The sequence below is a fragment of the Cellulomonas olei genome, assembly GCF_039548315.1.
Taxonomy (GTDB): Bacteria; Actinomycetota; Actinomycetes; order Actinomycetales; family Cellulomonadaceae; genus Cellulomonas.
On the sequence record NZ_JBCLVN010000064.1, the window covers coordinates 1 to 13962 of the forward strand.

The following is a 13962-nucleotide window of genomic DNA, read 5'->3' on the forward strand; positions in this document are numbered from 1 at the left end:
GCGGAGGGCGCGGCGCGTGCGCGGGCGCGGGAGCGGACCCGGGTGCGTGCGGGGCGCGGGGCGCGCGGTCCGTGGGGGCGGATTCGTCCCGCAGGGTGGGACGCGGGTAGGATCGGGGGGTTGCCTCGGCGAGGGACGTCGGACGGTCGCTCCACGACCCGTCGGCGGTCCGGCGGACGGCGCGTCCCGCACCCCCCGGGTGCCGCGGACACGGCCGCGCGGACCGCGTCGGATCGAGACCACCGATCTCCGTGATCGACTGGGTGGTCCGCCTCCGCGTGCCCGTCCAGCGTCCCGCGTCGAGGCCACCACACCGTCTCGCCCGTCATCCTCTGCTTCTTGGGAGTCACCGTGTCCGAGGTCAAGCTCGTCGCCACCACCCGTACCGAGTTCGGCAAGGGCGCCGCGCGCCGCCTGCGCCGTGCCCACCAGATCCCCGCCGTCCTCTACGGGCACGGCACCGAGCCGGTGCACGTCGCGCTGCCGGGTCACGAGACCATGCTCGCCGTCAAGCAGGCGAACGCCCTGTTCGAGATCGAGCTCGAGGGCAAGGCCACGCTGGCGCTCGCCAAGGACGTGCAGCGCGACCCGGTCAAGAACGTCATCGAGCACGTCGACCTGCTGATCGTCCGCCGCGGCGAGAAGGTCACGGTCGAGGTCCCGGTCACGGTCGTGGGCGAGTCGGCCCCCGGCACGATCCACATCGTCGAGACCCAGACGCTGACCCTCGAGGCCGAGGCCACGCACCTGCCGGAGCACGTCGAGGTCTCCATCGAGGGGCTCGAGGCCGGCACCGCGCTGACCGCCGGCGAGCTGGCCCTCCCGGCGGGCTCCGTGCTCGAGGGCGACGCCGAGCAGGTCATCGTGACCGTCACCGTCCCGACCGTCTCCGCCGAGGACCGCGCCGCGGACGAGGCCGAGGCCGCCGAGGCCGCCGCGGAGTGATCCGCCCGGCGCGCCCCCGTGCGGGGAGCGCGCCGACCACGCTGGGGACGCCCGGTACCGTGCGACGGTGCCGGGCGTCCGGCATGCGGGGCACCCGCGGGTGCCCGTGACGACGAGAGGGAGTGGCGTCGCGATGAGCGAGGGGCGCTGGCTGGTGGTCGGCCTCGGGAACCCGGGTCCGCAGTACGCCGGCAACCGGCACAACGTCGGGCAGATGGTGCTCGACGAGCTGGCGCGGCGCGCGGGCGCGTCGTTCGGGTCGAAGGGCGGCGTGCTGTCCCGGCGCCCGCAGGCGGCGACGGCGGAGGTGCGCATCGGCACGCTGCCCGGGGGAGCGCCCGGTCCGCGGGCCGTCCTGGCGAAGCCGACCACGTTCATGAACACCTCGGGCGGGCCGGTCGCCGCGCTCGCGCGGTACTACGACGTGCCGCCGGACCGGGTGGTGCTGGTGCACGACGAGCTCGACATCCCGTTCGGCGAGATCAAGCTGAAGCTGGGCGGCGGCGAGGGCGGCCACAACGGCCTGCGGGACACGTCGAAGGCGCTCGGGACGAAGGACTACCTGCGGGTGCGGGTCGGCATCGGCCGGCCGCCGGGGCGGATGGACGCGGCGGACTTCGTGCTGCGCGACTTCGCGAAGCCGGAGCAGAAGGAGCTGCCGCTCCTGCTCGACGACGCCGCGGACGCCGTCGAGCTGGTGGTCACGGAGGGCCTGGAGCGCGCGCAGCTCCGGTTCCACACCCGCACCCGCTGACCGGGTCGCGCGCAGCAGTCCGCTCGAGGTCGTCACCTCGGGCCGAGGTCGTCACGCCGACGTGACGACCTCGGCCCGGGGTGACGACCTCGCGGTGCGTCCGGGGTGCGTCCGGGGTGCGGTGGGGCGGCGGGGCGGCTGGTCGGCGGAGAGCCGGAGGTCGGCGCGGGAGGGTGTTGTCGCAGGCCGGGGGCGTGGGGTGCGGCATCCGGGTGACGCCAGGGGTGGGAGCGCGTCCAGCGCGGGTGTCGTCGCAGGTCAGCGCGAGGCGGATCGCCCATACGGGTGCGAAAGGGGTGAAAACGGACAGATAGGGCGGACCGGGACAAACCCGCTGATATAGCCTCAAGTCACACCAACGCCGCCCGGGGGGACCCTGACATGAGCCTGCTCGACGATCACGACGTGTCGCGCTCCGCCGAGCGCGCCGTCGCGGCGCCGGAGGCCGGACCCTCGACGGAGCACGACGCCGCCGAACGCCGGCGCGCCGCCCGCGGACCACGGCTCTCCTGGGCCTCCGAGCGGCCGTTCCACGAGCCCCTCGGCACCGCCGCCCCGTCCGGGTGGCGCAGCCAGCACGCGACCTACCAGGTCGAGACCCTGGCCCGGGACGTGGTGCTCGCCACCTGCATCCCGACGCTGCTGCTGTTCCTCATGCACGGGGTGTCGCTGCTCCAGCTGTCCTGGGGCCTCATGATCGGCGTGCTGTTCATCGCGATGGTCGCCGTCGAGCGCGGCTACGACCGCCAGGTGATCGGCGACGGCCACCTGGAGTTCGAGGCGGTGATCCGCGGCGGCGTGCTGAGCGCGGCGAGCCTCGCGCTGCTCGCGGTCGGCCTGGACGTCGACGTGCCCCGCACGATCGTGTTCTTCGCGCTGCCCCTCGTGGTGCTGGTGCTCATCACCGCCCGGCACGTCGCCCGCCGCGCGCTGCACCGCCGCCGCGCCGCCGGGGAGTCGATGCGCCGCACGCTGGTGGTGGGGGACGCCTCGTCGATCACCCAGGTCGTGGACGACCTGCGCGGGCTGCCGCAGTACGGGTACCACATCGCCGGGGTGTGCGTGCCGTCGTTCGACGGGCCGCTGCCGCCCCTCGGGGTGCCGGTGCTCGGGTCGGTCTCCGACGTCGTGCAGGTGGCGGTGGACGGGGAGTTCGACGTCGTCATCGTCACCGGGTCCGAGCTGTCCGGGCAGGCGCTGCGCCGGCTGTCCTGGGCGCTGCAGCGCACCCGCACCGAGCTGGTCGTCGCGCCGGGCATCGTCGAGGTGTTCGGGCCGCGCGTCACCCTCGAGCCCACGGCGGGCCTCTCGCTGATCCACGTGAACGCCGCCGAGTCGCGCCGGTCCCGCATCATCGCCAAGCGCGTGTTCGACACCGCGTTCTCGGCCGGGGCGCTGCTCGCGCTGCTGCCGGTCCTGGCCGTCATCGCCGTCGCGGTGAAGGTGACGAGCCCGGGTCCGGTGCTGTTCCGCCAGACGCGGGTCGGCAAGGAGGGCCGCGAGTTCTCCATGCTGAAGTTCCGCAGCATGGTGGTGGACGCCGAGGAGCGGCTCGCGGAGCTGCGCGCGGCGAACCAGGCCGACGGCCCGCTGTTCAAGATGGACCGCGACCCGCGCATCACCCGCATCGGGCACTTCCTGCGCAAGCACTCCCTGGACGAGCTGCCGCAGCTGTTCAACGTGGTCAAGGGCGACATGGCGCTGGTCGGGCCCCGCCCGCCGCTGCCGTTCGAGGTCGCCCAGTACCGCGAGTCGGCGCGCCGCCGCCTGCTGGTCAAGCCCGGGCTCACCGGCCTGTGGCAGATCAGCGGCCGCGCGGACCTGGCGTGGGAGGAGGCCGTGAAGCTCGACCTGCGCTACGTCGAGAACTGGTCGATCGCCTTCGACCTCATGATCCTGTGGCGCACCTTCTACGTCGTCGTGAGCGGGCATGGCGGGCGGTGAGCGCGTCGCGCTGGCGCACGACTACGCCACGCAGCGCGGCGGTGCGGAGCGCGTCGCGCTGGTGATGGCGCAGGCGTTCCCGGACGCGCCGCTGTACACGACGCTCTACCACCCCGACGGCACGTTCCCGGAGTTCGCGCCGCTGGACGTCCGCACCAGCCCGCTGGACCGCGTCGGGCTGCTGCGGCGCCACCACCGGCTGGCCCTGCCGCTGCTGGCGCCGGCGGTCCGGGCGACGCCGATCGAGGCGGACGTCGTCCTCGCGTCGTCGACCGGCTGGGCCCACGGGTTCCCGACACCGGGCCGCAAGGTCGTGTACTGCCACGCGCCCGCGCGCTGGCTCTACCAGACGGACCGGTACCTGGGCCCCGCCGGCGGCGCCCAGCGGTGGCTCGCCGCCCGGGCGCTCGGGCTGCTCGCCCCCGGCCTGCGGCGCTGGGACCGCCGGGCCGCGGGGACCGCCGACCGCTACCTCGCGAACTCGACCGTCACCGCCCGGGCGATCCGGGAGGCGTACGGGATCGAGGCCGAGATCCTCCCCCCGCCGCCCGCCATGCTGCCCGCCGGCGAGGAGACCGCGCCCGACGGCGTCGAGCCCGGGTTCCTGCTGTGCGTCGCGCGGCTGCTGCCCTACAAGAACGTGGACGTCGTCGTGGAGGCGGTGCGCCGGATGCCGGGCACCCGCCTCGTGGTGGTCGGCGACGGCCCCGAGCGGGCGGCGCTCGCCCAGCGGGTGCGCGACCTGCCCCGGGTGAGGCTCGTCGGGCGGGTGGACGACGCCCGCCTGCGCTGGCTGTACCGGCACTGCGCCGCCCTCGTCGCCGCGTCCTACGAGGACTACGGCCTGTCCCCGCTGGAGGCCGCCGCCTTCGGCCGTCCGTCCGTCGTCCTGCGCGACGGCGGCTACCTCGACACCGTCCGTGACGGCATCACCGGGGAGTTCTTCGACGCCCCGGACCCCGACCTGGTGGCCGAGGCCGCCGGGCGCGCGCTGGCCCGCACCTGGGACCCCCGGGTGCTGACGGCGCACGCCGACGAGTTCGCCGCAGGGCGGTTCGTCGAGCGGCTGCACGCGATCGCCCGCGAGGAGCTCGCGCACGCCGCCGGCCCCCGGCCCCGCCTCGAGACCGTCCCGACCGAAAGGCGCCCCCGATGACCCTGCAGGACATGTTCCGGACAGTCTGGTTCGGCAAGTGGCTGGTGCTGGTGTCCGTCCTGGCGGCGCTCGCCGGCGCCTGGCTCTACGTCGACCGGCAGGAGCCGGAGTACGCGGCGGAGGCGACGGTGCAGATCGTCGGGACCGAGACGCTGGCGGACGCCGGCATCCGGCTGGAGAGCGACCCCGCGCTGGTGACCGGGGACGCCGTCACCACGACCGCGGCGACCGCCCTGGGCGACCCCGGGCTCGCGGACGACCTCGCGGCCCGGACGTCGGCCGAGTACGCGCTCGAGAGCCCCTCCAACGTCGTCGTGACCGAGACGGGCCTGGACCAGCAGGACACGGTCGACGCCGCGAACGCGGTCGCCACGGCGTACGTCGCGGCGCTGCAGGCGCAGTTCGACGACGACGTCGCGGCGATGCAGAAGCGCCTCGACGCGCTCGCCACGAGCATCGACGAGCAGCAGCAGGCCATCACGGAGTCCCGGCGCGCGGCAGCCGCGGCGGCCGCGAACGCGAACCCCGACGCCCAGGTGGACCCGGTCGAGGGCCTGCTCGAGGCGCAGTACTCCACGACGATGGAGCAGTACCAGACGCTGTCGTCGCAGCTCACGCAGGCCCAGCTGCTGGCCTCGCCGGCCGCGATCCTCCAGAACGCGGTGCACGGCACGCTGGTCAGCCTCCCGCCGATGCTGGTCTACGCCGTCGCCGGCCTGGCGGGCCTGCTGGTCGGCATCGGCCTCGCGGTGGTGCGGCGCGGCCTGGACACCAAGATCCGCACGACGGGCGCCGCGCGCCGCTCGGCGGGTGCTCCGGTGCTCGCCCGCCTGTCCGGCACGGGCGCGGCGCTCAAGTCGTACGAGGCGGAGGGCACGCTCCCGGTGGCCCGCCGCGAGGCCACGGCGTACACCCGGTCCGTCCGCGAGCTCCGCACGGCGCTCCAGGCGGCTGTGGAGAACGACTCCGGCAGCGCGGTGATCGTGGTCACCGCGTCGGACGTCGAGACGCCCCGCTCGTTCGTGGCGGCCAACCTCGCGGCCTCCTGGGCCCTGTCCGGCCGGAGCGTCGTGGTGCTCTCCGGCGACCTGCGCCAGCCGCGGCTCAACGCGCTGCTGCCGGCGTCCGCGGACGCCCCCGCCCCGGCCGGACGCGGCGGCGCCCGCAACCGCACCGCGGCGGTGCCGACCGCGATCCCGCACCTGTCCGTGCACCCGGCGCTCCAGACGGAGCTCGACCCGGCGGACTACCTGGCGAGCGACGAGGTGCGCGCGCTGGTCGAGCAGCTGCGGCGCACCGCGGACGTCGTCATCATCGACGCGCCGCCGATGCTGGTCGCGGCCGACGCCACGATCCTCGGGTCGTACGCGGACGGCGTGCTGCTGGCCGTGACGATCGGCCACACCGCCGCGGCGGCCGTCGAGGAGTCGGCCGAGCGCCTGCGCGCCGCGAACGCCGCGCTGCTGGGCCTCGCGCTCGACGGCGCGGGCGAGCGCCGGCACGTGGCCTACGAGGCGACGTACGCCTACACCGGTGCGGCGGTGGAGACCGAGGACGACGGCGACGCCGCCCCGGCGCCCGGTGCGACCGTGGCCGGGGCGGACGCGCCCGCCGCCGGGCGCGGTGACGCCGCGCGCTCCGAGGGCGACGACGGGCCGGCGCCGGCGGACGACGCCGAGCCGGAGGGCGAGCAGGAGGCCGCCGGCGACGGCACGGCGCGCGAGGGCCGGGTCCCGACCCCCGCGTCGGGCCGCGGCGGCCGGGCGCCGGGCGAGCCGGCGCAGGAGCAGGAGGACTCCGAGGACCGCGCCCGGGAGGACCGCGCGCCGGTCGCCGCCGAGACGACGTGACCACCGGACGCGGTGCGCCGCGTGACGCCGCCGCGCTAGGCGAGCCGCACGTGCCGCACGAGCCGCACGTGCCGCACGGGCCGGGCGCACCGGGCGCGCCGCACGCCCCGGTGCGGGTGGTCGTGCTGGACCACACCGCGGAGCTGGGCGGCGCCGAGCTCGCGCTGCTGCGCACGTGCCGGGCGCTGGACCCTGCCCGGGTCGCGGTGACGGTCGTGCTGTTCTCCGACGGTCCGCTGCGCGAGCGCCTGCGCGAGGCGGGCGTGGCGGTGCGGGTGCTGCCGCTGGACCCGGCCGTCGCCCGCACCGACCGCGCGACGGCGGGGCGCTCGGTGCTCGGGGCGGCGCGGTCCGCGGTCGCGACCGCGCCGTTCGTGGCCCGGCTCGGCCGCCTGCTGCGGGAGCTGGACGCGGACGTGGTCCACACGACGTCGCTCAAGGCGGACCTGCTCGGTCTGCCGGCCGCGGCGCTCGCCCGGCGGCCGCTCGTCTGGCACGTGCACGACCGGATCGCGGACGACTACCTGCCGGGCGGGCTCGCCCGGGTGCTGCGGGCGGTCGCGCGCCGCGGGCCCCGGCACGTCGTGGTCAACTCGCACGCGACCGCCGCGACCCTGCTGCCGCTGCGTCGGGGCTGGACGCTCGCGTACCCCGGTCTCGCGCCGGAGCAGGTCGCGGCGGACCCCGCGGCGCGGCCGGTCCCGGAGGTCCCGGTCGTCGGCCTGGTGGGGCGGATCAGCCCGACCAAGGGCCAGCGCGAGTTCGTCGAGGCGTGCACCCTGCTGGCCGAGCGGTTCCCCGCGGCCCGGTTCCGGGTGGTGGGCGCGTCCCTGTTCGCCGAGGCGGCCTACGAGGCGCAGGTGCGCGAGCTGGCCGCCCGGCGCGGGCTGGACGGACGGCTGGAGTGGACGGGCTGGGTCGCGGACCCGGTCGCCGAGGTGGACGGGCTGTCCGTGCTGGTGCACGCGTCGCCGGTGCCCGAGCCGTTCGGGCAGGTCGTCGCCGAGGGGATGGCCCGCGGCGTGCCCGTGGTCGCGACCGCCGGCGGCGGCGTCGACGAGCTCGCCGTGGCGGCCGACGGCACGGAGCGCTGCCTGCTGGTCCCGCCGCGTGACCCGGCGGCGCTGGCCGCGGCCGTCGCGCGCGTGCTGGAGCGCCCGCAGGAGGCCGCCGCGCGGGCGGACCGGGCGTGGAAGGACGTGCAGGCGGAGTTCGCCGTCGAGCGCACGGCCGACCGGCTGACCACGGTGTGGGAGCGGGTCAGCCGGCGCGGACGCGGCTGAGCACCTCCGCCATCTCCCGGACCCGGTCGGACCAGCGCGGCACGTCGGCGTCGGCCGGCGGCCGCAGCGGGAACCGGGGCCCGGTGGCGTCGGCCCCGGTCGCGTCGGCGTCCGCGAGCACGCGGGCGACGACGTCGGGCAGGTGCTGCGGCGACGCCGTGGTCACGCGGTCCGGCGGCTGGTCGCGGAACCCGGCGACGGGCGTCGCCACGATCGGGCGGCCCACCGCCAGGTACTCGTACAGCTTGATCGGGTCCAGCGAGTCGGTGAAGTCGTCGACGACGTGGGGCACGACGAGCGCACCGGCGTGCTGCAGGTACGCGGGGACCAGCGCGGCCGGGCGGGCGCCGAGCAGCACGGCGCCCGCGGCCTCGAGCCGCGTCAGGTCGAGCGGGTCCAGCAGCGGCGGCCCGACCAGCACGAGCCGGGAGCCGGTCGCCCGCAGGTGCGTCGCGAGCCGCAGGCACGCGTCCACGTCGAGCCGGTCGGGGTGCAGGGTCCCGACGTACACCGCGTACGGGCCGTCCGGCAGGTCGGCCGGGCGGGGCGCGGGCGTGCGGTAGGCGTCCACGTCGACGGCGTTGGTCAGCAGCGTCACGGGGCGGTCGGCGCCCTTCGCGCGCACGAGCGCGGGGGAGCAGACGACGACCTCCGCGCAGCGCTCCATGAGCACCCGCTCGGCGGCCTCGAGGCGCTCGTGCTCGGCGGGCTCGCGGACGGCGCGCAGCCAGTCGTCGGTGACGTCGTACAGCGCCCGCCAGCCGGTGGCGCGCAGCACGGCGGCACCGCCCGGGTCGTTCACCCACAGCACCGGGTCCGCCATGCCGAGCCGCCGGGCCACGCGGGCGACCGCCCGGGCCCGCCGGTCGTCACCGCCCGCGTCGAGACGGCGCGGCAGCCACTTGGTCGGCCGGTACGCCCACGCCCGGCCGGCGGGGGCGCCGTCCTGCGGGCCGAGCCGCCGCACCGGGCGGCCGAGGGTGGGCTGGGCACCGCGGCGCAGGTCGTGCAGGTGGTCGACGGGCGGCTCGACGAACAGCACGCGCAGCCCCGGGTCGTCGGCCAGGAGCCCCGCGACGAGGTGCTGGTTGCGGCGCCACACCTCGTCCCACGGCTCCAGGGACACCACGACGAGGTCGCGGCGGTCGTCCGGGGCCGCGGAGCGCCGCACGGAGGCGTGGGTCGCGGCGGTCACCGGCGCACCGCCCCGGGCAGACCGGGCACGTCGGACACTCCGGTCGCCGCGGCACCCGCCGTCGGGGCCCCGGCGGGTCCGGCGGGTCCGGCGGCCCCCGGCGCCCCGCCCGCGACCGGCCGCGTCCCGCTCTCCCCGCCCAGCACCGCCGCGTACACCGCGGCGACGCCGTCGGCGTGCGTGCCGAGGTCGAAGTGCCGCTGCTGCACCGCCCGGAGCTCCTCGCCGTAGGCGGCGCGGCGCTCCGGGTCGCGGGCGAGCCGGGCGAGCGCGGCACCCGCCGCGGGGACGTCGTCGGCGGGCACGAGCACCGCCCCGTCCGCGGACCCCACGGTCTCGTCGTGCCCGCCGCCGCGCCCCGCGACGACCGGGGTCCCGTGCGCCATGGCCTCGACCACCGACAGGCCGTAGGGCTCGTCGGGCCGGGGGGCGAGGAAGATCCCCGCGGTCGTGAGCAGCGCGTCGACGTCGGACCGCGCGCCGAGGAACCGCGTGGTCGCCGCGACCCCGAGCTCGGCGGCCAGGCGCTCCAGCGCGGGCCGCTCGGCCCCGGACCCCGCCACGAGCAGCTCCCAGCCGGCGTCGGCGAGCCCGCTGGCCGCCCACACGCGCAGGCCGAGGTCCGTCCGCTTCTCCGCCTCGAGCCGCTGCGCCATGAGCACGACGGGGCGGCGGGCGGGCGCCACCTCGCCGTCCACCCGCGGCACGGACGGCACGCCGGGGTGCACCACGGTCGACGCGCCGTCCACGCGGTCGGCCACGAACCGGCTGATCGCGACCTGCGCCGCGATCCGCGGCCCGACGACGCGGGCCACGAGGCGCCCGGCCGCGGAGGATCCCCGGCGGTCCGCGAAGTGCCGCGTGGCGACGACGGGGGCGCGGCCCGCGACGACCGCCGCGAGCTCGGCGGCGGTCATGTGCGCGTGCACCAGGCGGGTGTCGACCCGCCGCAGGGCGGCCGCGGCGCGCAGGGGCGTCGGCGCGGGCGCCCACCGGACGCCGGAGCCGGCCAGCTCGGCGGGCATCCGGTCCGCCGCACCGCCGAGGACGTGCACGCGCAGGCCGCGGGCGTCCTGCGTGCGGGCGAGGGTGGTCACGTAGCGCTCGACACCCGCGAAGGCGTCGGTGCACACGACGTGCACGACGTCGGTGGTCACGAGTGCTCCCGGTGGCCGATCGGCAGGGGCAGGCGGCGCCGCTGGGGCCGCTCGGGGCGGGCGTGCCGGGCGCGGCGGCCCTCCTCGCTGTCCGCGCTGCCCGGTCCGCGCCGCTCGGGCGGTGGTGGCGCCACCCGGGGCGGCAGCCCGTCCTCCCCGGCGCCGGACCGGGCGGCGTGCGCCTGCGCCCCGAGGCAGATGCCGGCGATCACGAACGGGATGGACACCTGCGCGGCGACCCAGAACAGGTCGAACTGGCCCTGCACGAGGCGCATGAGCACCAGGACGAACGCGAGGGTGCCGTAGCGGGAGTCGACCCGCCACAGGATGACGAGGATCGCCAGGAACATGACGAGGAACCCGACGAGGCCGACGATGCCGCCCGACGACAGCATCTCGAACTCGGCGTTCGGCGGCTGGAACTTCTCGTCGAACCGGTCGGTGTACCACCAGCGCAGGCCGGCGCCGAACCAGGGGTACTGCTCCCAGATCAGCAGCGACTGCCGGAACCAGATCAGGCGCTGGTAGGCCGAGTTGTACTGGTCGCCGGACTCGAGCTGGTCCTGCACGAGGGTGCCGACCACGAGGGCTCCGCCCGCGACCGCGAGCAGCACGACCTTCGAGCGGTGCCGGTGGGGGTCGGGGCGCAGGGCCACGACGGCCACGGCGACGGCGAGCCCGATCAGCGCCTGGCGGGACTGCGCGACGAGGATGCCCGCGACGAACAGCACGAACAGGGCGAGGCACACGAGGTCGTTCCACCGCAGCCACCGCGGGCGGGCGTAGACGACGATCGCCGCGAAGGCCAGCACGCACCCGATGTAGTTCTTGTGCATGAGGAACGGCTCGTTGAGGTACACCGGCGCGGTGCTGCCGTGCGCGAGGTTCACCACGAACTGCGTCAGCGCGGCGAGCGTCACCACGACGGCCCCGGCCACGTAGAGCCCGAGCGCGAGCCGGGCGTGCCCGGCGGCGCCGATCGCCCAGCCGACCAGCAGGGCGCCCCCGACCAGCAGCCAGGAGTGCAGCCACTCGACGGCGTTCGCCACGTAGGGGTTCGCGATGACGGTGAACAGGACGGTGGCCTGGTAGAACGCGGTCGCCCACAGCACGCCGCGCATCGCGCCGGTCAGGGGTCGGCGGGCGAACAGCAGCGCCGGCCAGAACCCCGCGAACAGGACGAGGTCCGACAGGGACAGGGCCCCGCCCACCCGGTTCACCAGCAGCAGGAACGGCATGCCGAGCACCGGGATCGCCAGCGGCTCCCGCAGGGTGAGGCCGACCACCAGGACGAGCACGCCGGCGCCGAGCGTGAGCCAGGGCTGCACGGACGTGAGCAGCACCAGCACGACGCCCAGGGCGGCGAGCCCCGCGGCGAGCGCCACCCGGCGCGTCACCCCGGCGCCGGGGACGCGCTCGAGCACGCCCGGCGGCGGCGGAGCGCCGTGCGGCTCGACCCCGGGGGCGAGCGCGGAGGCGAGCGCGGAGCCGGGCGCCGAGCCGGACGCCGCCGGGGGACCGGGCGGGGCGGGTGGCGTGGTCGTGGTCATGCGGCGGGCTCCCGCTCGTCGACGGACTCGGGCAGGGGGCGCGCGCCGGGACCCGGCGCAGCGGGCGGGACGGGCGCGGCGGCCCCGGCGGTCCCGGTGCCGCGCGGCGCGCGCAGGTCGCCCAGCGCCTGCTCGGCGCGCACCGGCCCGCCCAGGTAGAGCCGCAGCCGCAGCCGGGCGGCGCGGCCGCGGTCCCCGGGGAGCAGCGCGCGGGGCACGGCCCCGAGGGCCACGGCCGCGCGGGCGGACGCCCACCCGGTGGCGCCGTGGTGCCGGCGCAGGTAGCGCTCCTGGCCGGCGTGGAAGTGCGTCTCCCGGCGGGCCGGGTCGGAGCTGGTCCCGCCGCCGGCGTGCTGCGCGACGACCTCCGGGACGACCGCCGACCGCCACCCGGCGTCGTGCGCCCGGCGCTGCCAGTCGGTCTCCTCGGAGTACAGGAAGTACGACTCGTCGAACCCTCCGACCCGGGCGAGCGCCTCGGCGCGCAGCAGCAGCACGGAGCCGATCACGAAGCCGTCCCCGCGGTCCGGGCCGAGCCCGAGGCCCGCCGCCTGCCGCCAGGCGGCGCGGGGGGTGGGGAACGGCCACCGGACGCGGGCGGGCTCCCCGTCCTCGTCGACCTGCGCGGGGCCGACCGCGGCCAGGTCGGGCTCGGCGCGCAGCCGCTCGTGCAGCGCGGCGATCCCGTCCGGGTCCACGCGCGCGTCCGGGTTGAGCAGCAGCACGTCCGCGCCGGGCCGCAGCCGGTGCGCGAGCGCGTGGTTGACGGCGGCCCCGAACCCGAGGTTGGCGCCGGGGTCGAGGTAGCGCGCGCCGGCCGCCTCGGCCACGGCGCGGACGTCGGGGTCCCCGGAGTTGTCGACCACGGTCACGGGCAGCACGCCGGCGACGGGGGCGAGGGCGCGCCGCAGGAGGTCGGCCGCGCCGTACGCGACGACGACCACCTCGACGCCCCGGTCGGTGCCGGGCTCCGCGCCGGTGGCCCCGACGTCCGCGGCGGACCCGGCGGGCAGCAGCCCGCGGTACAGGGCCTCGTACCGCTCGGCGATCGCGTCCCACGTGTACTCCGCGGCCCGCCGCAGCCCGGCCTCGCGCAGCCGCGCGGCGTGCTCGGGGTCGTCGAGCACCGCGCGCAGGGCACCGGCGAGGGCGGGGGCGTCGCCGGGCGGGACGAGCACGCCCGCCCCGCCGACGACGTCGCGCAGCGCGCCCGAGTCGGACGCCACGACGGGGACCCCGGCGGCCATCGCCTCGACGGCGACCCGGCCGAACTGCTCCAGCCAGCCGGGCGCGGCGACGGACGGCACGGCGAGCACGCCGATGCCGCGGTAGAACGCGGCGAGCTCCGCCCCGGCGAGGTGCCCGTGGAACGTGACGCGCCCGGCGAGGGCGGGGGAGGACGCCCGGCGCCGCAGGGCGGCCTCGTGCGGGCCGGCGCCGGCGATGGCGACGTGCAGGCCGGGGTCGGCCTCGGCGGCGTCGAGCAGCACGTCGAGGCCCTTGTGCGGCGCGAGGAGGCGGCCGACGTAGCCGGTGCGAGCGGGGGCAGCCGCACCGGCTACGCCGGCGTCCGTGGGCGCCGGGCCGGTCTGCTCGACGCCGAGCCCGATGACGTGCGCGGGGGCGGTCAGCCCCTTGGCGCGCAGCACGTCGCCGGCCTCGGTGTTGCAGACGCTGACGGCGCCGGCGTGGCGCAGGGCCCGGCGCTCCCACCACCGGAACGGCGGTGGGTAGCGCTTGGCGATGTTCTGCGCGGAGTACAGGACGTAGGGGACCCGGGACCGCCGCAGCGCGCGCAGCAGCAGCAGCTCCGCCGTCGCGAGGGCGGCGGGCTCCTCGTGGATGTCGAGGACGTCCCACCGCTCGCCGAGGGCGCGCCAGATCGGCCGCGGGTCGTAGAGGAAGACGTTCGGGTGCCGGCCGACGGTGCGGACGCCGACGACGTCCTCGCCGGGCTGCGGGTCCAGGTCGACGTCCCGGCCGCCCTCCTCCCAGCGGCGGGCCGAGAGCGTGCGGACCTCGAGGCCGCGGGCGCGCAGGGCGGTCTCGCGACCGCGCCACGCCGTGACGACGGCGCTGTGGGAGATCCGCAGGACGCGCATGGTGACCATCGTGCCGGTCACCGGAA

General features: G+C 77.3%; 10 protein-coding genes. 6 read left to right on the forward strand and 4 right to left on the reverse strand.

Annotated elements, in window-relative coordinates; all coding sequences use genetic code 11:
- Positions 1–351: 351 nt before the first annotated feature.
- The 6 genes from AAHH18_RS16020 (at position 352) to AAHH18_RS16045 (ending at position 7932) form a co-directional block, all read left to right on the forward strand.
- Entirely contained in the window at positions 352–945 is a 594-nt protein-coding gene (locus AAHH18_RS16020) for a 50S ribosomal protein L25/general stress protein Ctc (protein ID WP_283321209.1), read from the forward strand.
- A 133-nt stretch (positions 946–1078) separates the two neighbouring features.
- Complete coding sequence (pth, locus tag AAHH18_RS16025) at positions 1079–1699, forward strand: aminoacyl-tRNA hydrolase (protein ID WP_283321208.1); 621 nt, start codon at positions 1079–1081, stop codon at positions 1697–1699.
- A gap of 381 nt (positions 1700–2080) precedes the next feature.
- Positions 2081–3643, forward strand: coding sequence for a sugar transferase (locus AAHH18_RS16030; protein WP_283321207.1), 1563 nt, complete (start codon positions 2081–2083; stop codon positions 3641–3643).
- Positions 3630–4799, forward strand: coding sequence for a glycosyltransferase (locus tag AAHH18_RS16035; protein WP_283321206.1), 1170 nt, complete (start codon positions 3630–3632; stop codon positions 4797–4799). The genes AAHH18_RS16030 and AAHH18_RS16035 overlap by 14 nt, the downstream gene beginning before the upstream one ends.
- Positions 4796–6649: a hypothetical protein gene (locus AAHH18_RS16040; protein WP_343302300.1), complete on the forward strand. Its 1854-nt coding sequence runs from the start codon at positions 4796–4798 to the stop codon at positions 6647–6649. The genes AAHH18_RS16035 and AAHH18_RS16040 overlap by 4 nt, the downstream gene beginning before the upstream one ends.
- Positions 6650–6699: 50 nt before the next feature.
- Positions 6700–7932 (forward strand): glycosyltransferase, encoded by a 1233-nt coding sequence (locus AAHH18_RS16045; RefSeq protein ID WP_343302301.1) that lies wholly within the window; start codon positions 6700–6702, stop codon positions 7930–7932.
- On the opposite strand, the gene AAHH18_RS16050 is transcribed toward AAHH18_RS16045, so the two are convergent.
- From AAHH18_RS16050 to AAHH18_RS16065, 4 genes are read right to left on the reverse strand one after another with little or no spacing between them, the layout of a single operon-like run.
- Positions 7910–9127: a glycosyltransferase gene (locus tag AAHH18_RS16050; RefSeq protein WP_343302302.1), complete on the reverse strand. Its 1218-nt coding sequence runs from the start codon at positions 9125–9127 to the stop codon at positions 7910–7912. The genes AAHH18_RS16045 and AAHH18_RS16050 overlap by 23 nt on opposite strands.
- Positions 9124–10284 carry a glycosyltransferase family 4 protein gene (locus AAHH18_RS16055; protein ID WP_343302303.1) on the reverse strand — a complete coding sequence of 387 codons (1161 nt, stop codon included), beginning with the start codon at positions 10282–10284 and terminating at the stop codon, positions 9124–9126. The genes AAHH18_RS16050 and AAHH18_RS16055 overlap by 4 nt, the downstream gene beginning before the upstream one ends.
- Positions 10281–11834, reverse strand: a complete 1554-nt coding sequence (locus AAHH18_RS16060; protein ID WP_343302304.1) for an O-antigen ligase family protein — start codon at positions 11832–11834, stop codon at positions 10281–10283. Before AAHH18_RS16060 ends, AAHH18_RS16055 begins: the two co-directional genes overlap by 4 nt.
- Entirely contained in the window at positions 11831–13936 is a 2106-nt protein-coding gene (locus AAHH18_RS16065) for a glycosyltransferase (RefSeq protein WP_343302305.1), read from the reverse strand. Before AAHH18_RS16065 ends, AAHH18_RS16060 begins: the two co-directional genes overlap by 4 nt.
- Positions 13937–13962: the final 26 nt, after the last annotated feature.

Excerpts from the sequence above, each read along its gene's own strand:
- AAHH18_RS16065 (WP_343302305.1), bottom strand. The coding sequence starts at position 13,936 with ATGCGCGTCCTGCGGATCTCCCACAGCGCCGTCGTCACGGCGTGGCGC.
- AAHH18_RS16040 (WP_343302300.1), top strand. The coding sequence starts at position 4,796 with ATGACCCTGCAGGACATGTTCCGGACAGTCTGGTTCGGCAAGTGGCTG.
- AAHH18_RS16060 (WP_343302304.1), bottom strand. The coding sequence starts at position 11,834 with ATGACCACGACCACGCCACCCGCCCCGCCCGGTCCCCCGGCGGCGTCC.
- AAHH18_RS16035 (WP_283321206.1), top strand. The coding sequence starts at position 3,630 with ATGGCGGGCGGTGAGCGCGTCGCGCTGGCGCACGACTACGCCACGCAG.
- pth (WP_283321208.1), top strand. The coding sequence starts at position 1,079 with ATGAGCGAGGGGCGCTGGCTGGTGGTCGGCCTCGGGAACCCGGGTCCG.
- AAHH18_RS16030 (WP_283321207.1), top strand. The coding sequence starts at position 2,081 with ATGAGCCTGCTCGACGATCACGACGTGTCGCGCTCCGCCGAGCGCGCC.